The organism is Streptomyces narbonensis, assembly GCF_014649015.1.
Taxonomy (GTDB): domain Bacteria; phylum Actinomycetota; class Actinomycetes; order Streptomycetales; family Streptomycetaceae; genus Streptomyces; species Streptomyces narbonensis.
This window is the reverse complement of record NZ_BMSF01000003.1, coordinates 180,072-202,276: the sequence shown is the minus strand read 5'-3', so window position 1 is coordinate 202,276 and position 22,205 is coordinate 180,072. Positions and strand designations below refer to the sequence as shown.

The following is a 22,205-nucleotide window of genomic DNA, read 5'->3' as shown; positions in this document are numbered from 1 at the left end:
GCCGAGAAGAGGTGGGTCCGGCTGTCCACAGGACCCACCTATTAATAGGACTGATCCTGGCGTTCGCAGACGAAGATCGCCGTGCCCGGGATCAGGTTCCCCCGGAGCGGGGACCAGCCGCCCCACTCCTGACTGTTCCAGGCCGGCCACTCCGGCTCGACCAGGTCCACGAGCCGGAAGCCGCCGGCCACCACGTCCCGCACCCGGTCCCCGATCGTCCTGTGGTGCTCCACGTACACGGCCCGGCCCTGCTCGTCCTGCTCGACATAGGGCGTGCGGTCGAAGTACGAGGCCGCCACCGACAGCCCCTCCGGCCCCGGCTCGTCCGGGAACGCCCAGCGGATCGGGTGCGTCACCGAGAAGACCCAGCGGCCACCGGGCCGCAGCACCCGGCGGACCTCGCGGAAGACCCGTACCGGATCGGCGACGAACGGCACCGCGCCGTACGCCGAGCAGACCAGGTCGAAGGAGCCGTCCCGGAAGGGCAGCGCCCCGGCGTCCGCCTCCACCAGCGGCACGCCCCCGCCGATCCGCAGCGCGTGCTGGAGCTGCCGGTGCGAGAGGTCGAGGGCCACCGGCCGAGCCCCGTGCGCCGCCAGCCAGCGCGAGCACTGGGCCGCCCCCGCGCCGATCTCCAGGACGTCACGCCCCTTCAGCGCGGCGGCCGGCCCGAGCAGCTCCGCCTCGGCCTCGTCCAGCCCCTCGGGCCCCCACACGAACCGGTCGTCGCCGAGGAAGGCCCCGTGCTCACTCTGGTACTCGTCCGCGTTCCGGTCCCACCAGCCGCGGCTCGCCCGGCTGCTCTCCGCGTCCCCCGCGTCACGCCGGGTGGCCTCGGCGTCGTCCTCGGCCGCGTCCTGGTCTTCGTGCTGTTCGTACTCTTGGTTCATGTCGCCCGCCGATGTAGTTTGCGCTCAGTGCAGCCGTGCGGCCGCCCCCGCCGATGCGGTGTGGATCCGGCGCGGCGGCAAGAAATAGTGCCGGGTTTGCGCGGATCTGCCCCGGGTGCGCGCTTCGCGCATTGACCCTGTCCGGCCGCCCCCGTATGCTAAAGGTTGCGCTGCGGGCCTGCGCGCCTCAGACGGAGCAGGCCGCGCTCGTACCTGTTGTATGTCCCCTCGGTTTTCGAGGCGCCTCCCGGTTCCCGGGCAGGGGCTTCATTGCTGTCCGGCTTCTTGGTGCGATACGGGCTCTCGGCGTAGCAGTACCTACGACTTTCTGTCCGTAACCGGAGCCCTTTCCCACATGACGAGCAGCACCGAGACCACCGCCACCAGCACCACCCCGCAGGTTGCGGTCAACGACATCGGTAACGAGGAAGCCTTCCTCGCCGCGATCGACGAGACGATCAAGTACTTCAACGACGGCGACATCGTCGACGGCGTCATCGTGAAGGTCGACCGGGACGAGGTCCTGCTCGACATCGGTTACAAGACCGAAGGCGTCATCCCGAGCCGCGAGCTCTCGATCAAGCACGACGTCGACCCGAACGAGGTCGTCAAGGTCGGCGACGAGATCGAGGCCCTGGTTCTCCAGAAGGAGGACAAGGAAGGCCGCCTGATCCTCTCGAAGAAGCGTGCCCAGTACGAGCGCGCCTGGGGCACCATCGAGAAGATCAAGGAAGAGGACGGCATCGTCACCGGTACCGTCATCGAGGTCGTCAAGGGTGGTCTCATCCTCGACATCGGCCTCCGTGGCTTCCTGCCGGCCTCCCTCGTCGAGATGCGTCGCGTCCGCGACCTCCAGCCCTACGTGGGCAAGGAGCTCGAGGCGAAGATCATCGAGCTGGACAAGAACCGCAACAACGTGGTCCTGTCCCGCCGTGCCTGGCTCGAGCAGACCCAGTCCGAGGTTCGCCAGACGTTCCTCACCACCCTGCAGAAGGGTCAGGTCCGCTCCGGCGTCGTTTCCTCGATCGTCAACTTCGGTGCCTTCGTGGACCTGGGTGGCGTCGACGGTCTCGTGCACGTCTCCGAGCTGTCCTGGAAGCACATTGACCACCCGTCCGAGGTTGTCGAGGTCGGCCAGGAGGTCACCGTCGAGGTTCTCGACGTCGACATGGACCGCGAGCGTGTCTCCCTGTCGCTGAAGGCGACGCAGGAGGACCCGTGGCAGCAGTTCGCCCGTACGCACCAGATCGGTCAGGTCGTCCCGGGTAAGGTCACCAAGCTGGTTCCGTTCGGTGCGTTCGTCCGCGTGGACGAGGGCATCGAGGGTCTGGTCCACATCTCCGAGCTGGCCGAGCGCCACGTGGAGATCCCGGAGCAGGTCGTCCAGGTCAACGACGAGATCTTCGTCAAGGTCATCGACATCGACCTCGAGCGTCGTCGCATCAGCCTCTCGCTGAAGCAGGCCAACGAGTCCTTCGGTGCCGACCCGGCCTCGGTCGAGTTCGACCCGACCCTGTACGGCATGGCCGCGTCCTACGACGACCAGGGCAACTACATCTACCCCGAGGGCTTCGACCCCGAGACCAACGACTGGCTCGAGGGCTTCGAGACCCAGCGCGAGGCCTGGGAGACCCAGTACGCCGAGGCGCAGGCTCGTTTCGAGCAGCACCAGGCTCAGGTCATCAAGTCCCGCGAGGCCGACGAGGCCGCCGCTGCCGAGGGCGCTGCCGCCCCGGCCGCCGGCAACGCCGGTGCGGGCATCTCGGGTGGTTCGTACTCCTCGGAGTCGGACGACAACTCCGGCGCCCTGGCGTCGGACGAGGCGCTCGCCGCCCTCCGCGAGAAGCTCGCCGGCGGCCAGAGCTGAACAGGCTCTCCGCTGAGCGCTAGCCGCTAGCGAATCGAGGCCCGCTTCCCTTCGGGGGAGCGGGCCTCGGTCGTTTCCGCGCCCTTGTCGGGCCCCACCCGGACTCCTCCTCCGGAAGATCGGCCCGCTCGGGAATGGTGGTGCGGCTCACGGCGTTGCCAGAGAGAACACGAGGAGGAGCGGTAATCGTGCTTGATCCCCAGGATTTGTACGAATGGGACCCGAAGGGCCTGGCCGTCGTGGACCTGGCCTTGGCACAGGAGTCGGCCGGGCTGGTCATGCTGTACCACTTCGACGGCTACATCGACGCGGGCGAGGCGGGTGAGCAGATCGTCGAGCGGCTGCTCGACACGCTGCCCCACCAGCTGGTGGCCCGCTTCGACCACGACAGGCTCGTGGACTACCGCGCCCGCCGCCCCCTGCTGACCTTCCGGCGCGACCGCTGGACCGCGTACGAGACGCCGTCCATCGAGGTCCGCCTCGTCCAGGACGCCACCGGGGCACCCTTCCTGATCCTCTCGGGCCCCGAGCCCGACGTCGAGTGGGAGCGGTTCGCCGCCGCCGTCGGCCAGATCGTCGAGCGGCTCGGCGTGCGCCTCGCGGTCAACTTCCACGGCATCCCCATGGGCGTCCCGCACACCCGCCCCGTCGGGCTCACCCCGCACGGCACCCGCACGGACCTGATGCCCGGGCACACCAGCCCCTTCGACGAGGCACAGGTCCCCGGCAGCGCCGAGTCCCTCGTCGAGTACCGGCTCTCGGAGTCCGGCCACGACACCCTCGGGGTCGCCGCCCACGTCCCGCACTACGTGGCCCGCTCGCCGTACCCGGACGCGGCCCTGACCGTCCTGGAGGCCGTCACGGCCGCCACCGGTCTCGTGCTCCCCGGCGTCGCCCACGCGCTGCGGACGGAGGCCCGCCGCACCCAGACCGAGATCGACCGCCAGATCGGCGAGGGCGACGAGGAACTCGTCGCGCTCGTCCAGGGCCTTGAGCACCAGTACGACGCGGTGGCCGGCGCCGAGACCCGCGGCAGCCTGGTCGCCGAGCCGGTCGACCTGCCGTCGGCCGACGAGCTGGGCCGCGAGTTCGAGCGCTTCCTCGCCGAGCGGGAGGGTGACGCCTAGCTCTTCCGGGGGCGCCCCACCGTCCTCGCCGGCCAGGCCCTAAGCTGCCGCTCATGCTGAAGGTGGGCCTGACCGGCGGGATCGGCGCCGGCAAGAGCGAAGTGTCGCGGCTGCTCGTCTCGTACGGAGCCGTGCTGATCGATGCGGACCGGATCGCCCGCGAGGTCGTCGAGCCCGGGACACCGGGGCTCGCGGCCGTCGTGGAGGCCTTCGGGGACGGCGTCCTGACCGAGAGCGGGACACTCGACCGGCCGAAGCTCGGTTCCATCGTGTTCGCCGACGCCGACCGGCTGGCCACGCTGAACGCCATCGTGCACCCCCTGGTCGGGGCCCGGTCGGCGGAGCTGGAGAGCCGGGCGGGCGCCGGAGACGTCGTCGTCCACGACGTACCCCTGCTCACCGAGAACGGACTCGCGCCGCTGTACGACCTGGTCGTGGTCGTGGACGCGTCCCCCGAGACCCAGCTCGACCGGCTCGTACGCCTCCGGGGGATGGACGCCTCCGAGGCCCGCGCCCGGATGGCCGCCCAGGCCACGCGGGCTCAGCGACTGGCGATCGCGGACCTCGTGATCGACAACGACGGTCCGCTGGAGTCGCTGGAACCGCAGGTGCTGAAGGTCTGGGACGAGCTGGAGCGCCGGGCCGCCGCCCCGGCCTGAGCCGCGCGCCCACGGCGCCGCACGCCAGGCGCCGGGGCAGGGGACGGCACGGCAGCGGAATGCGCCCGCCGGGTTCGGTGTTCCTTCACCTCATCGAGGGAAGGATGCCATCGTGGCCGACACGAATCCGGAAACGCACGTCATCGACTTCCGCGCCGCCGAGCACCTGCTGGCCGCGCGGGACCCGCGTGGGGCCGTGAAGCTGCTGGACTCGGTGATCGCCGCCCATCCCGAGAACACGGCCGCGCGACTGCTGCGAGCCCGGGCGTTCTTCGCCGCCGCCCAGCTCCGTCCGGCCCAGCTGGAGTTCGAGCTGGTCCTGGAGCGCGAGCCGGACAACGCGTTCGCCCACTTCGCCCTCGCCCGGACCTTTGAGCGCTCCGGGCAGACCGCGCAGGCCACCCGGCACTTCCGGCTCGCCGCCGCGCTCGACCCGAAGCCGGAGTACCTCCAGGCGGCGGGGTTCGACACCCGGAACTGACGGCCACCGTTCAGCGGCCCGTGCCGCCGCGGTCGGGCTCGTAGGGCGGGATGTCCCGGCCCGGCTGCCAGTGCGGGCCCTGGTGGAGGTGGCGCAGAACCATCGTCAGGTCGACCATGACCACCAGGAGCAGCACGCCACAGGCCGCGGCCCAGCCCGGGCGGCCCACCAGCGAGAACACGGCCGTGCCGAAGGCGGCCCAGAGCAGTCCCCATACACCGAGCCAGAACCGCAGCCGCAGAGCGCTGCGCGCGGTGGCCGGCTCGTTCCCTGAACGGATCACGGTCACCCCTTCCGTCGGGGTCCCTGTTCCTCTCCAGCATGGACCTGCGGCGGGGGAGGGGGAAGGGCAGGGCGAGCGGGCGACGGGGGCGTGCCCAGGGTCCGGCAGGCCCTAGGGGGTGTCGTCACATTCCCGTCTGCCCCGCGGCGTCTGGCACGCACTCTCGCCGCACCGGGAGAAAGCCCACGTACGTCCAGTACGTGGGCTTCCACCCGGCACGCCGAGAGCACGCACCAGACGCCGCGGGGCCGCCCTTCGGGCGACGACGGGAATGTGACGACACCCCCTAGTGGACGACGCTGTAGCTGCGCCAGGGCAGGTGGCCCGGCACGATCGCCTGGCTGGTGTTGATGGGGAGGTAGGTGGATTCCTTCCCCTCACAGTTACGGGTCAGGTACAGCACGATGTCGGTCAGGCTTTCGTTCGCGACCTCGGTCGCGCCGGACGGCGCCAGGCGGTGGCAGCCGTTCACCGAGGGGCTGGTCACGCTCACCGCCACGTCGCGTTCCGTGACGTAGGCGATCGGGCCCACGGTGGTGCGGCCGAGGCCCGAGCAGCCGGCCACCGCGAGAGTGAGCAGGACGGCTCCGGAGGCCGTCGTGAAACGCCGGCGAACGGACATGGCGAATCCTCTTCTGTCGTACGAAGGCGGCGGTCGGCAGCACCCCGGGTCCACCCCTGTTCCAGGCCACCATGCCGCCTGTCGGACCCCGTGGCATCCGCTGGTGGGCCGCACGGGCGAACGGGCGTCGGCGGTGGTTGTCAGACCCCACCCGTAAGGTCGGAGTTCCAGTAGGAGAGCCGGCGGAGATCCCGTCGGAATCCGCCGCACAGCGGGAGGAGAGCAGAGCAGTGACGCACATCTGGACCGCTGCGGCCGTCTTCCTTCCGGCCGCCCTGCCGCGCGAGGGCCGCGTCGCCTTCTGGGCCCCGGACGGCGGCACCCTGCCCGAGCTCGCCGCGCCCGGCGGCCGACCCGATTCCACCGCGGCCGGTCCCATCACCCCCGACGGCCCGGAGCGCGTCGAGCTGACCGTCGTCCGGCGCCACGGCAGCGGCGCCCGTACGCGGGTCGTGCCCGCCGTCACCCTCCCCGTCGCCGCCGCGCTGCCCCACCTCGTCGCGGCCCGGCACCACCCCGCCGCGCACCCCGCCACCGCCTGCTGGGGAGCCGCCGCCCTGCACGCCCTCCACCTGGTCGGCCGCGGCAGGCTGCTGCCCGGTCTCACCGCCGACGACCTGGACGCCTGGCGGGCCGGCCCGCTGGACGCCGAGGACATCGCCCACCTGCGGGCCATCGCCGCGGCCATGCCGTACGAGGCGCACGCCGTGCCCGCACCGGGGTCCGGCCCGCTGAGGCTGCCCGAGCCCGAGGCGCTCGTGCGCGCCTTCCTCGACGCGGTCGCCGACACCCTGCCCAGGACCCCGGCCGCCGCCCACGCGGTCGGGGCGCCATTCGCGGCCCGCGCTCCGCAGCACCTGCCCCGCGCGCGTGCCTGGGCGGCGGAGGCCGCCGCCGGGATGGACGCGGGCGTACGGGTCTCGCTCCGCCTCGACCTGTCGGGGTACGAACTCTTCGACATCGCCGACACCGCCGCCGGCGAGGAGAGCGGGGCAGAGCGTCAGGCCGCCGCCGCCGTCCTCCAGATCCACAGCCTCGCCGACCCGACCCTCGTCATCGACGCCCTGGCCCTGTGGGCCGGGGACGGCGAGCACTTCGGGCCGCGCGCCCGGATCGACGCGGTCCTCGCCCTGCGCCGGGCCGCCCGCGTCTGGCCCCCGCTGGCCCGGCTCCTGGAGCGGGACGTGCCCGACGTCCTCGCCGTCACCGAGGACGAGCTGTACGAGCTGCTCGGCCCCGCGGCGGCCCGGCTCGCCGATGCCGGGGTCGCCCTGCACTGGCCGCGCGAGCTGGCCCGCTCGCTGAGCGCCTCCGCCGTCGTCCGCCCCGCCCTCTCCGCGCCCGGCTCCGCGACCGACGGCACGGCCTTCTTCGACAGCGAGGAGCTCCTGCGGTTCAACTGGCAGCTGGCCCTCGACGGCGATCCCCTCACCGAGCGGGAGATGGACCTCCTCGCCGAGGCCCACCGGCCCGTCGTACGCCTCCGCGACCAGTGGGTCGTCGTCGACCCCGTCCTCGTCCGCAAGGCCCGCAAGCGCGAACTGGGCCTGCTGGAACCGGTCGACGCGCTCGCCGTCGCCCTCACCGGTACCGCGGAGGTGGACGGCGAGACCGTCCCCGCCGTCCCGGTCGGGGCGCTCGCCGCCCTTCGGGACCGGCTCATGGCGGGCCCCGAGGCCGTGCAGGCCCCACCCGGCCTGGCCGCCACCCTCCGCGACTACCAGCTCCGCGGCCTCGCCTGGCTGGACCTGATGACCTCGCTCGGCCTCGGCGGCTGCCTCGCCGACGACATGGGCCTCGGCAAGACCGTCACGCTCATCGCCCTCCACCTGCGCCGCGCCCGCCGCGCCCCCACCCTCGTCGTCTGCCCGGCGTCCCTCCTCGGCAACTGGCAGCGGGAGATCGAGAAGTTCGCCCCCGGCACCCCGGTGCGCCGCTTCCACGGCGCCGACCGCGGGCTCGGCGGAGCGGACGGGACGGCCGGGGGCTTCGTCCTCACCACCTACGGCACCCTGCGCACCAGCGTCGCCCAACTCGCCGAGCGGGAATGGGGCATGGTCGTCGCCGACGAGGCACAGCACGTCAAGAACCCGTTCTCCGCGACCGCGAAGGCGCTGCGCGAGATCCCCGCACCGGCGCGGGTCGCCCTGACCGGCACCCCCGTGGAGAACAACCTCTCCGAACTGTGGGCGCTCCTCGACTGGACCACCCCCGGTCTCCTCGGCCCGCTCAAGGCCTTCCGCTCCCGCCACGCCAGGGCCGTCGAGAACAACGAGGAGATCGAGCACGCGGAGGCCGTCGAGCGGCTCGCCCGGCTCGTCCGGCCCTTCCTGCTCCGCCGCCGCAAGTCCGACCCCGGGATCGTCCCCGAACTGCCCCCCAAGACCGAGTCCGACCATCCCGTGTCCCTCACCCGGGAACAGGCCTCGCTGTACGAGGCGGTCGTCCGCGAGACGATGGCGCAGATCGAGGCCGCCGAGGGGATGGCCCGCCGCGGTCTCGTCATGAAGCTGCTGACCTCCCTCAAGCAGATCTGCAACCACCCCGCGCAGTACCTCAAGGAGCAGGCGCCGCGCGGCAGTGGCACGGCCCGGCTGGCCGGCCGCTCCGGGAAACTCGCCCTGCTCGACGAGCTCCTCGACACGATCCTCGCCGAGGACGGGTCCGTGCTCGTCTTCACCCAGTACGTGTCCATGGCCAGGCTCCTCGCCGACCACCTGGCCGCGCGCGGCGTCCAGGCCCAACTGCTGCACGGCGGCACCCCGGTGGCCGAGCGCGAGCGGATGGTCGACCGCTTCCAGGCCGGCGAGATCCCCGTCTTCCTGCTCTCCCTCAAGGCCGCGGGCACCGGCCTCAACCTCACCCGGGCCGGCCACGTCGTGCACTACGACCGCTGGTGGAACCCGGCCGTCGAGGAGCAGGCCACCGACCGGGCCTACCGGATCGGACAGACCCAGCCGGTGCAGGTCCACCGTCTCGTCGCCGAGGGCACGGTCGAGGACCGCATCGCCGAGATGCTGCTCGCCAAGCGCGCCCTGGCCGACGCCGTCCTCGGTTCGGGCGAGGCCGCCCTGACCGAGCTGACGGACCGTGAGCTGGCCGATCTGGTGTCCCTGAGGAGGCACGCGTGAACCACCCGCGCTCCGCCCGCGGGGCCCTGCCCCGACACGACGACCGCCGCCGCAGTTTCCCGCAGGTCGCGCCCCGCGACGCGCCCGACGGGCGGTTCGCCGCCACCTGGTGGGGGAACGCCTGGGTCGAGGCGCTGGAGGGCGCCGCCCTGGACCCGGCGCGCCTCGCGCGCGGGAAGGCGTACGCCGGGCGAGGCCACGTCGACGCGATCACCGTCACCCCCGGCCGGGTCGTCGCCTACGTCCACGGCAGCCGCACCCGGCCGTACCGCACCGAGATCAGGATGCGGACCCTCGGCGACGACGGCTGGGAGCGGTTCCTCGACGAGGCCACCGCCCGCCCCGATCACATCGCCGCCCTCCTCGACAAGGACGTGCCACACGCCCTGGAGGCCGTCACCGGCCTGCTGCCCGCGCCGGGGGACCTCGTCCCCGACTGCTCCTGCCCGGACGACGGTTACCCCTGCAAGCACGCCGCCGCGCTCTGCTACCAGGCGGCGAGACTCCTCGACGAGGACCCGTTCGTCCTTTTCCTGATGCGCGGCCGCGGCGAGCAGGAGCTGCTCGCCGAACTCACCCGGCGCAACGCCGCCCGGTCCGCCGCCGAGACGACCGCCGCGGCGCCGCCGATGCCGACGGTCCCCGCACGCGCCGCGCTCGCCGCGACGGCGGCCGGACTCCTGCCGCTGCCCCGGCCGTTGGCGCTTCCCGCCCGCCCGGGCCGCCCGGCCGTCTTCCCGCCCGATCCCGAGGCCCCCGATCCGCTCGCCCTCGACCTCCTCGCGAGCGAGGCCGCGGTCCGCGCCCACGCCTTCCTCGCCACCGGACACGACCCGGTCGCCGCACTCACCCCCTGGCAGGACGCGGTCCGGCTCGCCGCCGCGCACCCCGGGTCCGGGCTCACCGCCTCGACCCGCGCCCTCTACCGCGACCTGGCCTACGCCTTGGACCGCACCCCCACGGACCTGGCCCGTGCCGTCGCCGCCTGGCGGCAGGGCGGCTCCGCCGGACTCGCCGTCCTGGAGGAGCCCTGGGATCCGCCGGCCGGTCCGTTCGACCGGGCCCGACCCGCGCTGCTGGCCGCCGACTTCCCCGCCTTCCGGCCCTGGCGCAACCGGCTCTCGACGGAATCCCTCCAGCTCAGACTGGGCCGGGACGGCCTCTGGTACGGCTACGAGTCGGACGCGGGCCGCGAGGACTGGTGGCCGCGCGGCGAGCCCGATCCGGACCCGGTAGGCGCCCTCACCGACCTGCTGGGAGGGTGACGGGAAGGGGCGCCGACACTCGAACGGCGCCCCAGGCACCCCACTCGAAGGAGTGAATCACGCCAACGGCCGGATCCGGCACCCGTGTTTGTCGCGTTGATTCCGGTACGGGCACTTGCCCGTTTACACCTCCGGAAGGCAGGAAGCCATGAGGCAGATGCGCCGAAGTGGTCTGGCCACACTGATGGTCACGGGTGGGGCGCTCGCGCTCTCGGCGGGCGCCGCCCATGCGGACGCCGGTGCCGAGGGCGCCGCGGTCGGTTCGCCGGGAGTGATCTCCGGCAACACGGTGCAGCTGCCCGTCCACGTGCCGGTCAACGTCTGCGGCAACACGGTCAACGTCATCGGGCTGCTCAACCCGGCGGCCGGCAACAGCTGTGCCAACAAGTCGGCCGCGCCCGAGCCGGGTGGCTACGGCGAGGAGGACAGGGGCGGGTCGCACAAGGACCTGCCCGGCACCCCGCGCGGCGGCGAGCAGGGCGGTGGCCACGAGGGCGGCTCCGCAGGGGGCGGCTCCTCCAACGGCGGTGGCGCCACCGCCGAGACCCACACCGAGGGTTCCCCCGGCATCCTCTCCGGCAACGGCCTCCAGCTCCCGATCGACCTCCCCGTGAACGTCAGCGGGAACTCGGTCAACGTCGTGGGCATCGGCAACCCGTCCGTCGGCAACACCTCGGTCAACGGCCCCGGCAAGCCGGCCCAGCCGATCGAGAAGCCGACGCCGCGCCCGCAGACCCCCGTCAGGAACGTGCCGGTTCCGAGCACCGAGGAGACCGAGAAGCCCGCCCCCGCGCCCGTCCCCGCTCCGGCCCACGCGCCGCAGACCGAGTCCGACTCGGTCGCGCTGGCCGCCACGGGCTCGGAAACCGTCGGCTACGCGGCCGCGGGGAGCGCCGCGCTGCTGCTCGGCGGCGCCCTGATGTACCGCCGCGCCCGCCGCGCCGGGGACCAGGCCTGACGGTCCCGTCCCCGCGCCGGGGACCGGACCCCAGGTCCGTCTTTCGCGCCCCGACCGACGCGCGCTGACACCCGAGCCGTCAGCCGCGTCCCGGGCCGCGCGTGTCCTCGGCGCCGTGGCGCCAGGCCCGGAGCACCGTCTCGATGGCGGGAGCGACTCTCGTCCGGGCCTGGTGCCGGGGAACACCCCGCATCAGCAGGCTGTCGTACGGCGTGTCGACATGCCGTACGGAGGCCCGTACGGCGGCGGTGACGGCGCCCCGGTCGAGCGAACGGCCCGCGGCCGTCCGCCCCACGCGCCCGCTGCCCTTCGCCGAAGCGTGCTCGGAGATCTCGGTGGCCCGGTCCCCCGGGCAGGACGGGAACAGGCGGAGGATCTCGGCCCGCAGGGTCGCGGTGATCTCGACGTCGCCCGCCGCCCGCCGCGCCGCGTCCCGGGCCCGTCGTCTGGCCCGCGCCTCCGCGTCCGCCAGGCAGGCCGCCTCCGCCCGTGCCAGGGCCGCCTCTTCGACGAGCAGGCCCTGACGCTCGTACCGTGTACGGCGCCTGTTGTGCCGTACCACCACCGCCCAGAGGGTGCTGCCCTCCCTTGCGCGCCGGGTGAGCGCCGTGTCCCCCCGGCGCAGGAACACGAGATGGCCCAGGTCGGCGCAGTCCAGGCAGACGAGTGCGTTGAACTCGACGACCATCCGCTCCAGCGGTCCCCGGAGGCACTCGGAGCAGCGGCGGCGCCGCAGCGGCTCCACGACGACGGGTGCGACGAGGTCCACGTCCGGCCTCCTCTCAGCGGACGCCGGGCGCGGCGGCGGCGATGAACGTGGCGAGCGACTCCTTCGCCCTCTCCGAACGGCGGGCGCGATCCGCCTCGTCGATCGCGTCGTGCATGCAGTGGGACTCCACGAAGGCCGCCTCGGCGAGCCGTCGGGTCTCGGGGTCGTCGCAGACCAACTGGACGCGGAAGAGGGCTTGCCGGGCGGCGGTGCGCTGTCGGTAGGAGGCGTGTCGGGACTCCTCCGCCTCCTTCGATCCGGGCTTCATGAACGCCCGGAACCAGCGGTCGTTCTGGCTGTGCCGGTAGTCGACGACCGCGCCCGCGAAGGCGCTGTACGTCTCGATCCGCTCCTGGCGCAATTGCTCGTTCCGGGCGAGCGCGGCCGTCCGCTCCGTGGCCCGGCCCTGGAACCAGTGCGTGGCCACCACGCCCAGCAGGGTTCCCATCACGGCTATCAGCGCCACATCCATGACCGGCCGGCCCTCCCCGTTTCCCCGGCCGAAGCCCTCGGCCGGTTCGCTCGTCCGCGTCCGAAGATCCTTCGGACCCTCAGATCATGACAGCCGGGGGGCGTGACGTCACTGGCGGTAGCTGCTCAGGAAGCGTCCGATGCGGCTGATGGCGGCGTCGAGGTCGTCGGCGTACGGCAGGGTCAGGATGCGGAAGTGGTCCGGGCGCGGCCAGTTGAAGCCCGTTCCCTGGACGACCTGGATCTTCTCCCGGAGCAGCAGGTCGAGGACGAACTTCTCGTCGTCGTGGATCTTGTGCACGGCGGGGTCGAGGCGCGGGAAGGCGTACAGCGCGCCCTTCGGTTTCACGCAGGAGACGCCGGGGATCTCGTTGAGCTTCTCCCAGGCCCGGTCGCGCTGTTCGCGCAGTCGGCCGCCGGGGGCGGTGAGCTCGTGGATCGACTGCCGGCCGCCGAGTGCGGCCTGGATGGCGTACTGGGCGGGGGCGTTGGGGCAGAGGCGCATGGAGGCCAGCATGGTGAGGCCCTCCAGGTAGCTCCTGGCATGCTGCTTCGGGCCGCTGACGACCAGCCAGCCGGAGCGGAAACCCGCCACCCGGTACGTCTTCGAGAGCCCGCCGAAGGTCATGACGACCAGGTCCGGGGCGAGGGAGGCGGCCGGGTAGTGGACGGCTTCGTCGTAGACGATCTGGTCGTAGATCTCGTCGGCGAAGACCATCAGGCCGTGGCGGCGGGCGAGATCGAGGATTCCCTCGACGATCTCCTTCGGGTAGACCGCACCGGTGGGGTTGTTGGGGTTGATGATGACGACGGCCCGGGTCCGGTCGGTGATCTTCGACGCCATGTCGTCGAGGTCCGGGTACCAGTCGGCCGACTCGTCGCACAGGTAGTGCACGGCCTTGCCGCCGGCGAGGGTGGTGACCGCCGTCCAGAGGGGGAAGTCGGGGGCGGGGATCAGGACTTCGTCGCCGTCCTCCAGGAGGGCCTGGACGGCCATGGAGACCAGTTCCGACACGCCGTTGCCGAGGAAGACGTCGTCGACGTCGACCTCGGGCAGACCCATGGCCTGGTAGCGCTGGGCGACGGCGCGGCGGGCCGAGAGGATGCCGCGGGAGTCCGTGTAGCCGTGGGCCTTGGGGAGCATCCGGATCATGTCCTGGACGATCTCCTCGGGCGCCTCGAAGCCGAAGAGCGCGGGGTTGCCGGTGTTGAGGCGCAGCACGCTGTGGCCCGCCTCCTCCAGCGCGTTGGCGTGCTCGATCACCGGACCGCGGATCTCGTAGCAGACCTCGCTCAGCTTGCTCGACTGCCGGAACTCCATGCCCGACCTCCCCAGGTCCCCGGAATCAGTGTTGCTTGGTTTTACCAAGTTCGAGCTTGGAAAGTCCAACAACATGTCTAGACTGCGTCGCATGCCACGTCAGCCACGCCGCCGCAGCTACGACCAGCACTGCGCCGCAGCGCGCGCCCTCGACCTCGTCGGCGACCGCTGGACCCTGCTCGTCGTTCGCGAACTCCTCGCCGGGCCGCGCCGCTACACCGACCTCCACGCCGACCTTCCGGGCGTCAGCACGGACATGCTCGCCGGGCGGCTCAAGGACATGGAGGGCGCCGAGCTCGTCACCCGCCGCCGACTGCCCCCGCCCGCCGCTGCGTCCGTGTACGAACTCACCCCGCGCGGCCGGGACCTGCTGCCCGTCCTGCGTGCGCTCGCCGCGTGGGGGGCACCCGACCTGGGCGAGCCGCGGCCGACCGACGCCGTCCGCGCGCACTGGTACGCGATCCCGCTCCTCGGACCGCTCGCGGAGCTGGGCCCCGGGGTCGTCCAGGTGAGCCTGGACGAGGGGGAGTTCCATGTGCGGATCGGCGGTGACGGTGACGGCGCCGTGGGGTACGGCGACGGTGCGGCCGACGGCCCCGACGCCCTGCTGCGGACCGACGCGGCGACCTGCCGGGCCCTCGCGGAAGGCGAGTTGACGCTCGCGGCGGCGGTCGAGTCGGGGCGCGCCGTCGTCACATCGGGCGCGACCTCGGCACCGACCCCGTCGTCCTGTGTGTGACCTGCCCGCTGCCCGAGGGGGCGCCGCCCTGGGTGGCTGACACCTCGGGATACGACTCCGCCAGGGCCGCCGCGAGCCGGTTCCGGGCCTCCGTCTGCGCCGCGATCCGCGCGTCGAGGACGGCCAGCCGCTCGCGGGCGATCTCCAGCCCGCGGGCGGAGGGCGCGGCCGACGCGATGTCCCCGTCGAGGCACGAGCGGAACGCGGACACGTCGTCGAGCGTGAGCCCGGCGGCCAGCAGGTGCCGGATGTTCGACACGCGCGCGACAGCGCCTTCCCCGTACACCCGGTATCCGTTGTCCGCCCGGGTCGACGCGATCAGTCCCGCCTGCTCGTAGTGGCGCAGCGCGCGCGGCGACACCCCTGTCCGCCGGGCCAGTTCACCGATGCGCAAGGGCGCCACCTCCGCCCGCAGTCGTATCACGTGACCAGCGCGCCCCCGTCGACGGGCACGACGGCGCCGGTCAGGAATCCGGCGTCCGGCGCGGCGAGCGAGGTGATCACCCGGGCCACCTCCTCGGGCCTGCCGAGGCGACCCAGCGGGGTGTGCGCGAGCTGCCACGCCCGCAGCGCCTCCAGCCGCTCGGGGGAGAGGCCCGTGTGGTCGGCGATCGGGGTGTCGATCGCGCCGGGGGCGACGGCCACCACACGGACTCCGGCGGGCGCGAGCTCCAGCGCCCAGCACCGGGTCAGGGTCTCCAGGGCGCTCTTGGTTGCCGGGTAGACGGAGTTGGCGGGCCAGCCGCGCTGCCCGATCGTCGTCGACACGTTCACCACCACGCCCCGGGACTCCTTGAGCGCGGGGACGGCGGCCTGGGTGAGGAGGACGGGGGCGACGAGGTTCGTCTCCAGGAGCGGGGCGATCACGGAGCGGTCGAGGGTGCCGAGCGGGCCGCCCGAGGAGATCCCGGCGTTGTTGACGAGGACGTCGAGGCCGCCATGGGCGGTCACGGTCGCATCGACGATCTGCTCGGCGGCTCCTTCCGCCGTCACGTCCGCGACCAACCGGTGGATCCCGGGGTGCCCCTCGGCGGTCTCCCGCAGCGGCTCCTTCCTGCGACCGACGGCGACGACCGTCGCCCCCTGTCCGGCGAAGGCGCGCGCCGTGGCCCGGCCGATGCCGGTGCCCGCGCCGGTGACGACGACGACCCTGGTGGGTGAGGTGGTGTCCATGAATCCGATGGTCGAACAGTGACGCCAGTGACAAGGTCAAGCCGTGACGACGCGGAATGTGCCGGGACGCGGGAAGGGGCGGGCAGGATGAGTGGGATGCGATACGAGGCGATCACCTGGGAACGGCTGGCCGGCACGCTCGCCGCGCACCTTGACGCGGCCACGCCCGGCGACGGCGGGCCATGGCTCAAGGTCGGCATCGACGGGCCGCCCGCCGCCCCGGGCGGCGAGCTCGCCGGGCTCCTGGCCGAGGCGCTCCGGGCGCGCGGCAGAGCCGTCCATGTGGCCGGGACCGGCGGCTTCCTGCGGCCGGCCTCCCTCCGGTACGAGTACGGGAAACGGGACCCCGACGCGTACTACGACGGGTGGACCGACGTCGGGGCGCTCTGGCGCGAGGTCTTCGCCCCGCTGGAACCCGGCGGCACCGGACGCGTGCTGCCCGACCTGTGGGATCCGGCCACGGACCGGGCGACCCGCAGCCCGTACGTGACGCTGCCGCCCGGCGGAGTGCTCCTGCTCCACGGGCCGTTCCTCCTCGGCCACTGGTTCCCCTTCGACCTCACCGTGCACCTGCGTCTCTCGGCAGCCGCCCTCGCCCGGCGCACCGAGGAGACCTGGACGCTGCCCGCCTTCGCGCGGTACGAGACGGAGGTCGGCCCCGCCGCGACCGCCGACGCCGTCGTACGCGCCGACGACCCGCGCCACCCGGCCTGGACCGGGCTGGGCGGCGGGGACTGACAGCGACGGACGGGATGGGGGAGGGTCTGACGGGGATGAATGGAAGGACTGACGGGGGGCGGTAGCGACTGCCCGGGCCTCCGAGGTGTCCGAGGTCAAGGGGAGTCCGGGGGCCGGCCTCCCACGAGAGTGACCGCCTCCGCGCCCGCGCGGCACCCGGCCTCCGCGGCCTTCGCGGCATCCGCGCCCGCGAGCCGGGCCGCCAGGAACGCCCCGGTGAAGGCGTCGCCCGCACCCGTCGAGTCCACCCGCAGCGCCGCGGGCACCGGAGGCGCCGTCACCCGTGCCGTGACCGCGCCGCCTTCGGCGACCAGCGCGCCCGCCGCTCCGAGAGTGACCACGACCAGCGGATGACGTCGGCTCAGCTCCGCGGCCGCCGCCTCCGGTTCTCGGCCACCGGCGAGCAGCCGCGCCTCGTCGGCATTGGGCAGCAGCACGTCGGCGCCCGCCGTCGCCGTCAGGAACCCGTCCACCCCCAGCTCCGCGAGAAACCCCGCAGATGCCGGATCCACGCTCACCGGGACGCCCGCCTCCCGCGCGTCCCGCAGTGCGCGTCGGGCCGTCTCGCGGCTCGTCCCGGCGAAGAACAGATAGCCGGACAGGTGCAGGGCGGCCACCCCGTCGAGCAGGCCGGCCGTCCAGTCGGCGGGGGAGAGGCGCAGGGCGGCGCCGCTGTCGGTGAGGAAGGTCCGCTCGGCCGAGGCGTCGACGAGCGCGATCACGGTGGCCGTCGCCGCCTCGGCGTCCTGGGCCAGCAGGGGGCGCACCCCCGCCCGTCTCAGCGCCCGCTCGTGCCACTCCGCCGCATCCGTCCCGACCCGGCCGAGCAGCCGTACGTCCTCGCAGCCGGAACGCACGGCCCAGCAGGCCGCGTTGGCTCCGGCGCCGCCCGGGAGGGTCCGGATCTCCGCCGCCGTGTCCGTCGCGGCGGTGAGGGGCGTCCGGTGCCGGGCGACGACATCCGTCACCACGTCCCCGACGACCAGCAGCGCGCGCCCCGGCCGCCTCACCGGCCGCCCGCGCCGGGAGCCGCAGAGCCGGAAGCCCCAGAGCCGGAAGCCCCAGAGCCGGGAGCCTCAGCGTCCGGTTCCCCCGCGCCCGGCGCCGCCGTGCCCCGTATCCCCGCGCCGTACGCCGTCGCGATCCGGGCGGCGAGCCGGACGTTGCCCCGGACCGCCGCGAGGTTCGCCTCCAGGGACGCCCCTTCCGTGTGCACCGTCAGATATTCGAGCAGGAACGGCGTCACGGCCTGACCCGTGATCGCCTTCTCCTTCGCCGCCGCGAGCCCCCGCGCGAGGACCCGGGCGTGGAGCGCCGGGTCCAACTGCTCCGCCTCCGGGACCGGGTTGGCCACGACGAGCGCGGCCTGCCGCCCGCCGAGCGCGTCCTGGGCCCGTATGACCGCCGCCACCTCCTCCGGGCTCCGCAGGGTCCAGTCGACGGGCTCGCCCGAGGAGGACAGGTAGAACCCGGGGAAGTGCTCCGTGCCGTACCCGACGACCGTCACCCCCAGAGTCTCCAGGCGCTGCAGCGTCGCCGGCACGTCGAGGATCGACTTCACCCCGGCGCACACCACCGTGATCCCGACCTCGGCGAGCAGGCGCAGGTCGGCCGACTCGTCCTGGGTCTCGCTCCACTCGCGGTGCACGCCGCCGAGGCCGCCCGTCGCGAACACCCGTATGCCCGCCGCGTCCGCGAGCCACGCCGTCGCCGAGACGGTCGTCGCCCCGGTCACTCCGGTCGCCAGGGCCGGGGCCAGATCGCGGTGGCCGAGCTTCCGTACCGCCGGGTCCTCCGCGATCCGGACCAGCGCCGCGCGGTCCAGGCCGACCCGGGCGGTCCCGTCGATCACGGCGACGGTGGCCGGGACGGCGCCCCCTGCCCGTACGAGCTCCTCCAGCTCCAGGGCGACGGCCAAATTGCGCGGGCGGGGCAGGCCGTGGGCGATGATCGTCGATTCCAGCGCGACGACGGGGCGCCCCTCGTGGAGCGCCTCCCGTACCTCTTCGGACACCTGTGTGGACATGTCCCATTCCTGGCGCGACCACGGGCCCCGCAAACCTCGGTGGCGAGCTCCTGCCACACACCGCGCCACCGTCGGCCACCGCTGCGGAATCCGTGACGACAGCTCCGCTTCCGCGGCCGGGGACCGCCGCGAGCCCCGGCGCGCCTCACCGGGAGCGCGGTACGGAATCCGTTGCCGTCGTCGTGTGCGGGTAAGTCGCCTGGTAGGAGGCGAAGCGGAGTGCCATGTTCCATCAGATCCCGGTCCTCGGGCGGCTCCGGACCCCCGCTACAGTCACCGCCCATGACGACACATGACGCGCCTTCCTTCGCCGTGCACATCCCCGACGCGGAGCTCGAGGCGGACCCTCTCGACCCCGCCCAGATCGTCTCCGGCACGCCCGAGGTGACGGGCAAGGTGCTGTGGGAGTCCGCCGACGGGAAGCAGGTGCGCGGCATCTGGCAGATCACGCCCGGCGTCGTCACCGACACCGAGGCCAACGAGCTCTTCGTGGTGGTCAGCGGACGGGCGACCGTCGCCGTCGAGGGCGGGGAGACCCTGGAGATCGGCCCCGGCGACGCGTGCGTGCTGCGTGAGGGCGACCGGACGACCTGGACCGTGCACGAGACCCTCCGCAAGGCGTACCACATCAGCCTCTGACGCCTCCTGGGGTGCCCGTGACGGTGGGCACGAACTCCGCGCGGGCGAGGGGGAGTCGAGAGTCTGGTAGGAAACCTTCCTATCGGCTAGCATCCCGGCCAGCGGCTTGGCGCGGCGCCCGACCCCATGGGCGTGACGCGCTCAGCGAGAGCTCTGACCCGGCCGCCGAGCACCACCCCGCCGCGTGGCGCCCGAATCGCCACGCGGCCGGGCCGTCGTGCTCCGCACCGGTGTCCAGCTCTCGCCGACCCCCCAGGCCAGGGAGCCCAGGTATGCGCCTGTTCGCCTCCACACCACCGCGCAGCACCCCGACCACCACCCTCACGAGCCCCTTCACCACCACCCGTCTGACCCTCGTCCTCACCGCCGTCCTGCTGCTCGTCGGCGGACTCCTGCTCGCCCACCCGGACCGGGCCGGTGCCGCCGCCGACACACTGATCTCCCAGGGCCGGCCGGCCACCTCCTCCTCCGTCGAGGACAGCACCTTCGGCCCGGAGAAGGCCTTCGACGGCGTCTCCACCACCCGCTGGGCCAGCGCCGAGGGCGTCGACCCGCAATGGATCCGGGTCGACCTCGGCGCCGGCGCCACCGTCTCCCGCGTCAAGCTCGTCTGGGAGGCCGCCTACGCCAAGGCCTACCGCGTCGAGATCTCCGCCGACGGCACCACCTGGACCCGCCTCGCCACCGAGACCGCCGGCAACGGCGCCACGGACGACTGGACCGGACTCACCGGCCAGGGCCGATACCTGCGCGTCTACGGCACCGCCCGCGGCACCTCGTACGGCTACTCCCTCTTCACGGTCGAGGTCTACGGCACGACCACCACCACGCCCCCGCCCACCGGCGCCTTCACCGTCGTCGCGGCCGGGGACATCGCCGCCCAGTGCACGGCGTCCAGCAGCTCCTGCGCCCACCCCAAGACGGCGGCTCTCGCGCAGCGGATCGCCCCGTCCTTCTACCTGACCATGGGCGACAACCAGTACGACGACGCCCTGCTCTCCGACTTCCGCAACTACTACGACAAGACGTGGGGCGCCTTCAAGGCGAAGACCCGGCCCGTGCCCGGCAACCACGAGACCTACGACCCAGCCGGCCCGCTCGCCGGCTACAAGTCGTACTTCGGAGCGATCGCCTACCCGCAGGGGAAGCCCTACTACAGCTACGACCAGGGCAACTGGCACTTCGTCGCCCTCGACTCCAACTCCTTCGACGACCCCGCGCAGATCCAGTGGCTCAAGGACGACCTCGCGCGGAACACCAAGGGCTGCCTCGCCGCCTACTTCCACCACCCGCTGTACTCCTCCGGCGGCCACGGCAACGACCCGGTCTCCAAGCCCGTATGGAAGATCCTCTACGGCGCCAAGGCCGACCTGGTGCTCAACGGACACGACCACCACTACGAGCGCTTCGCCCCGCAGGACCCCGAAGGGCGGGCCACCGCCGACGGCATCGTCGAGATCGTCGGTGGCATGGGCGGCGCCGAGCCCTACGACATCGAGACGGTCCAGCCGAACAGCCAGAAGCGCATCAGCGGCCCTTACGGCGTCCTGAAGCTGGACCTCACCGACACCACCTACACCTGGCAGTACGTCGGCACCGACAACCAGGTCAAGGACTCCGGCCCGACCTACACCTGCCACTGATGTACCTCGCGACCACCGGTCGCCGCGACGCGCCGCCCGCCCCCTCGCGGGGCAGGCGGCGCGTCCCGGGCACCGTCCTCGCGCTCGGCGCGGTCAGCCTGGTCACCGACATCTCCTCGGAGATGGTCACCGCCGTGCTGCCGCTCTACCTCGTCGTCGGACTCGGCCTCTCCCCGCTCCAGTTCGGGCTGCTCGACGGGCTCTCCACCGGCGCCACCGCGCTCGTCCGGATCCTCGGCGGCGCCACCGCCGACCGCGGAGGACGCCACAAGCAGGTCGGGGGCCTCGGCTACGCCCTCTCCGCCTGCTCCCGGCTCGGCCTCCTCCTCGCGGGCGGCTCGGCCGGCGGGATCGCGGGGGCCATCGCCGCCGACCGGCTCGGCAAGGGCGTCCGCACGGCTCCGCGCGACGCGCTCATCACCCTGCACAGCCCGCCCGAGGAGCTGGGCCGCGCCTTCGGCACCCACCGCGCCATGGACACCACCGGTGCCCTCCTCGGCCCGCTGGCAGCCTTCACCCTCCTGTGGGCCACGGCGGAGGCGTACGAGGCGGTCTTCGCCGTCAGCTTCTGCGTCGGGGCCTTCGGCGTCCTGCTGTGGGTGCTGTGCGTCCCGGGTCGGCGGCGAAACCCGAAGCCGCTGCGGCCGCCGGCGGCGCCGGGTCCCCGCGCCGCCGCCGAAGCGGCGCCACGCGCGCGTGGCGGGGTCCTCACCGCGCTGCGCTCGCCCGCGTACCGGCGGATCCTCCTCTGCGCCGGCCTCCTCGGCGCCGCCACGGTCGGCGACGCCTTCCTCTACCTGCTGCTCCAGCAGCGGCTCGAACTCGACGCCACCTGGTTCCCGTTCCTGCCGCTCGGTGCCGCCGGCGTCTATCTGCTGCTCGCCGTCCCGGCGGGCCGCCTCGCCGACCGCGTCGGCCGGCGCAGGCCGTTCCTGTACGGGCACGGGGCCCTGCTCCTCGCGTACGGGCTGCTCCTCGCCCCCGTGACGGACGTCCTCCTCCTCGGGGGAGTGCTCGTGCTCATCGGCACCTTCTACGCGGCCACCGACGGCGTCCTGATGGCTCTGACCGGCCCCTTCCTCGCCCAGGGGCACCAGGCGGGCGGCCTCGCGCTCGTACAGACCGCGCAGGCGCTGGCCCGGCTCGGCGCCGCCGTCGCGTTCGGGGCCGTCTGGACGGCGAGCGGGCCGAGCGCGGCGCTCGTCGCGGCGGGCCTGGCCCTCGCCGCGGCCCTCTGCTGCGCCGCCCGATTCCTGCCCGCGAGCGACCTGCCCGCGAGCGACCCGCCTGCGAGCGACCCACCCACCATGAGTCCTCCGCCCGACGAGAGCCCGTCGCTTTCCGCGAGCACGCCCACCGCCGGTCTCCCGCCCGCCGGACCCACGCCCCTCCGAGAGGACTGA

22 protein-coding genes are annotated in these 22,205 nt (G+C 73.3%); 12 read left to right on the top strand and 10 right to left on the bottom strand.

Annotated features, from left to right (window positions below; genetic code table 11):
• Window positions 1–41: 41 nt before the first annotated feature.
• On the bottom strand, window positions 42–890 hold the full coding sequence (locus tag IE124_RS06955; protein ID WP_189505864.1) for a class I SAM-dependent methyltransferase: 849 nt from the start codon (window positions 888–890) through the stop codon (window positions 42–44).
• Window positions 891–1,245: 355 nt separating this feature from the next.
• On the opposite strand from IE124_RS06955, the gene rpsA reads away from it, so the two are divergent.
• The 4 genes from rpsA to IE124_RS06935 all read left to right on the top strand — a co-directional run bounded on the left by rpsA (window position 1,246) and on the right by IE124_RS06935 (window position 5,024).
• Complete coding sequence (gene rpsA, locus IE124_RS06950) at window positions 1,246–2,757, top strand: 30S ribosomal protein S1 (protein ID WP_015032828.1); 1,512 nt, start codon at window positions 1,246–1,248, stop codon at window positions 2,755–2,757.
• 188 nt (window positions 2,758–2,945) lie between these two features.
• Complete coding sequence (locus tag IE124_RS06945) at window positions 2,946–3,884, top strand: PAC2 family protein (protein ID WP_189505862.1); 939 nt, start codon at window positions 2,946–2,948, stop codon at window positions 3,882–3,884.
• 53 nt (window positions 3,885–3,937) lie between these two features.
• Window positions 3,938–4,543 (top strand): dephospho-CoA kinase, encoded by a 606-nt coding sequence (gene coaE, locus IE124_RS06940; RefSeq protein ID WP_189505860.1) that lies wholly within the window; start codon window positions 3,938–3,940, stop codon window positions 4,541–4,543.
• Window positions 4,544–4,655: 112 nt separating this feature from the next.
• Window positions 4,656–5,024 carry a tetratricopeptide repeat protein gene (locus tag IE124_RS06935; protein ID WP_055644140.1) on the top strand — a complete coding sequence of 123 codons (369 nt, stop codon included), beginning with the start codon at window positions 4,656–4,658 and terminating at the stop codon, window positions 5,022–5,024.
• 10 nt (window positions 5,025–5,034) lie between these two features.
• Here IE124_RS06935 and IE124_RS06930 read toward each other — a convergent pair whose 3' ends face one another.
• A complete protein-coding gene (locus tag IE124_RS06930; protein WP_370468742.1) occupies window positions 5,035–5,304 on the bottom strand; it encodes a DUF6343 family protein in 270 nt (89 codons plus the stop codon).
• A 289-nt stretch (window positions 5,305–5,593) separates the two neighbouring features.
• Entirely contained in the window at window positions 5,594–5,929 is a 336-nt protein-coding gene (locus IE124_RS06925) for a hypothetical protein (RefSeq protein WP_189505857.1), read from the bottom strand.
• Window positions 5,930–6,159: 230 nt separating this feature from the next.
• On the opposite strand from IE124_RS06925, the gene IE124_RS06920 reads away from it, so the two are divergent.
• From IE124_RS06920 to IE124_RS35495, 3 genes are all read left to right on the top strand, one after another.
• Window positions 6,160–9,060, top strand: coding sequence for an SCO1167/SCO6262 family helicase (locus tag IE124_RS06920; RefSeq protein WP_189505855.1), 2,901 nt, complete (start codon window positions 6,160–6,162; stop codon window positions 9,058–9,060).
• On the top strand, window positions 9,057–10,325 hold the full coding sequence (locus IE124_RS06915; RefSeq protein WP_189505854.1) for an SWIM zinc finger family protein: 1,269 nt from the start codon (window positions 9,057–9,059) through the stop codon (window positions 10,323–10,325). Before IE124_RS06920 ends, IE124_RS06915 begins: the two co-directional genes overlap by 4 nt.
• A 148-nt stretch (window positions 10,326–10,473) precedes the next feature.
• The gene (locus IE124_RS35495) at window positions 10,474–11,283 is read left to right on the top strand and encodes a chaplin (RefSeq protein ID WP_189505852.1); all 810 of its coding nucleotides are present in this window, start codon (window positions 10,474–10,476) and stop codon (window positions 11,281–11,283) included.
• Window positions 11,284–11,362: 79 nt separating this feature from the next.
• On the opposite strand, the gene IE124_RS06905 is transcribed toward IE124_RS35495, so the two are convergent.
• The 3 genes from IE124_RS06905 to IE124_RS06895 form a co-directional block, all read right to left on the bottom strand.
• Complete coding sequence (locus IE124_RS06905; RefSeq protein WP_189505851.1) at window positions 11,363–12,052, bottom strand: DUF2293 domain-containing protein; 690 nt, start codon at window positions 12,050–12,052, stop codon at window positions 11,363–11,365.
• A 13-nt stretch (window positions 12,053–12,065) separates the two neighbouring features.
• Complete coding sequence (gene kilB, locus IE124_RS06900; RefSeq protein ID WP_189505849.1) at window positions 12,066–12,524, bottom strand: plasmid transfer protein KilB; 459 nt, start codon at window positions 12,522–12,524, stop codon at window positions 12,066–12,068.
• 108 nt (window positions 12,525–12,632) lie between these two features.
• Complete coding sequence (locus tag IE124_RS06895) at window positions 12,633–13,844, bottom strand: pyridoxal phosphate-dependent aminotransferase (RefSeq protein ID WP_055644146.1); 1,212 nt, start codon at window positions 13,842–13,844, stop codon at window positions 12,633–12,635.
• A 91-nt stretch (window positions 13,845–13,935) separates the two neighbouring features.
• Here IE124_RS06895 and IE124_RS06890 point away from each other — a divergent pair, with 91 nt between their 5' ends.
• Complete coding sequence (locus tag IE124_RS06890; RefSeq protein ID WP_189505847.1) at window positions 13,936–14,583, top strand: winged helix-turn-helix transcriptional regulator; 648 nt, start codon at window positions 13,936–13,938, stop codon at window positions 14,581–14,583.
• On the opposite strand, the gene IE124_RS06885 is transcribed toward IE124_RS06890, so the two are convergent.
• Both IE124_RS06885 and IE124_RS06880 read right to left on the bottom strand, forming a co-directional pair.
• Window positions 14,537–14,977: a MerR family transcriptional regulator gene (locus tag IE124_RS06885; RefSeq protein WP_195826274.1), complete on the bottom strand. Its 441-nt coding sequence runs from the start codon at window positions 14,975–14,977 to the stop codon at window positions 14,537–14,539. The two genes, IE124_RS06890 and IE124_RS06885, sit on opposite strands and share 47 nt — an antisense overlap.
• A 26-nt stretch (window positions 14,978–15,003) precedes the next feature.
• Window positions 15,004–15,756 carry an SDR family NAD(P)-dependent oxidoreductase gene (locus IE124_RS06880; protein ID WP_189505842.1) on the bottom strand — a complete coding sequence of 251 codons (753 nt, stop codon included), beginning with the start codon at window positions 15,754–15,756 and terminating at the stop codon, window positions 15,004–15,006.
• 96 nt (window positions 15,757–15,852) lie between these two features.
• On the opposite strand from IE124_RS06880, the gene IE124_RS06875 reads away from it, so the two are divergent.
• Window positions 15,853–16,494 carry a nucleoside/nucleotide kinase family protein gene (locus IE124_RS06875; RefSeq protein WP_189506417.1) on the top strand — a complete coding sequence of 214 codons (642 nt, stop codon included), beginning with the start codon at window positions 15,853–15,855 and terminating at the stop codon, window positions 16,492–16,494.
• A gap of 95 nt (window positions 16,495–16,589) precedes the next feature.
• On the opposite strand, the gene IE124_RS06870 is transcribed toward IE124_RS06875, so the two are convergent.
• Both IE124_RS06870 and IE124_RS06865 read right to left on the bottom strand, forming a co-directional pair.
• Window positions 16,590–17,504, bottom strand: coding sequence for a carbohydrate kinase family protein (locus tag IE124_RS06870; protein ID WP_189505841.1), 915 nt, complete (start codon window positions 17,502–17,504; stop codon window positions 16,590–16,592).
• Window positions 17,501–18,520, bottom strand: a complete 1,020-nt coding sequence (locus IE124_RS06865) for a pseudouridine-5'-phosphate glycosidase (RefSeq protein WP_229832231.1) — start codon at window positions 18,518–18,520, stop codon at window positions 17,501–17,503. Before IE124_RS06865 ends, IE124_RS06870 begins: the two co-directional genes overlap by 4 nt.
• A gap of 282 nt (window positions 18,521–18,802) precedes the next feature.
• Here IE124_RS06865 and IE124_RS06860 point away from each other — a divergent pair, with 282 nt between their 5' ends.
• From IE124_RS06860 to IE124_RS06850, 3 genes are all read left to right on the top strand, one after another.
• Complete coding sequence (locus IE124_RS06860; RefSeq protein WP_024761994.1) at window positions 18,803–19,159, top strand: cupin domain-containing protein; 357 nt, start codon at window positions 18,803–18,805, stop codon at window positions 19,157–19,159.
• Window positions 19,160–19,431: 272 nt separating this feature from the next.
• A complete protein-coding gene (locus IE124_RS06855) occupies window positions 19,432–20,802 on the top strand; it encodes a discoidin domain-containing protein (RefSeq protein ID WP_189505840.1) in 1,371 nt (456 codons plus the stop codon).
• On the top strand, window positions 20,802–22,205 hold the full coding sequence (locus IE124_RS06850; protein WP_189505839.1) for an MFS transporter: 1,404 nt from the start codon (window positions 20,802–20,804) through the stop codon (window positions 22,203–22,205). The genes IE124_RS06855 and IE124_RS06850 overlap by 1 nt, the downstream gene beginning before the upstream one ends.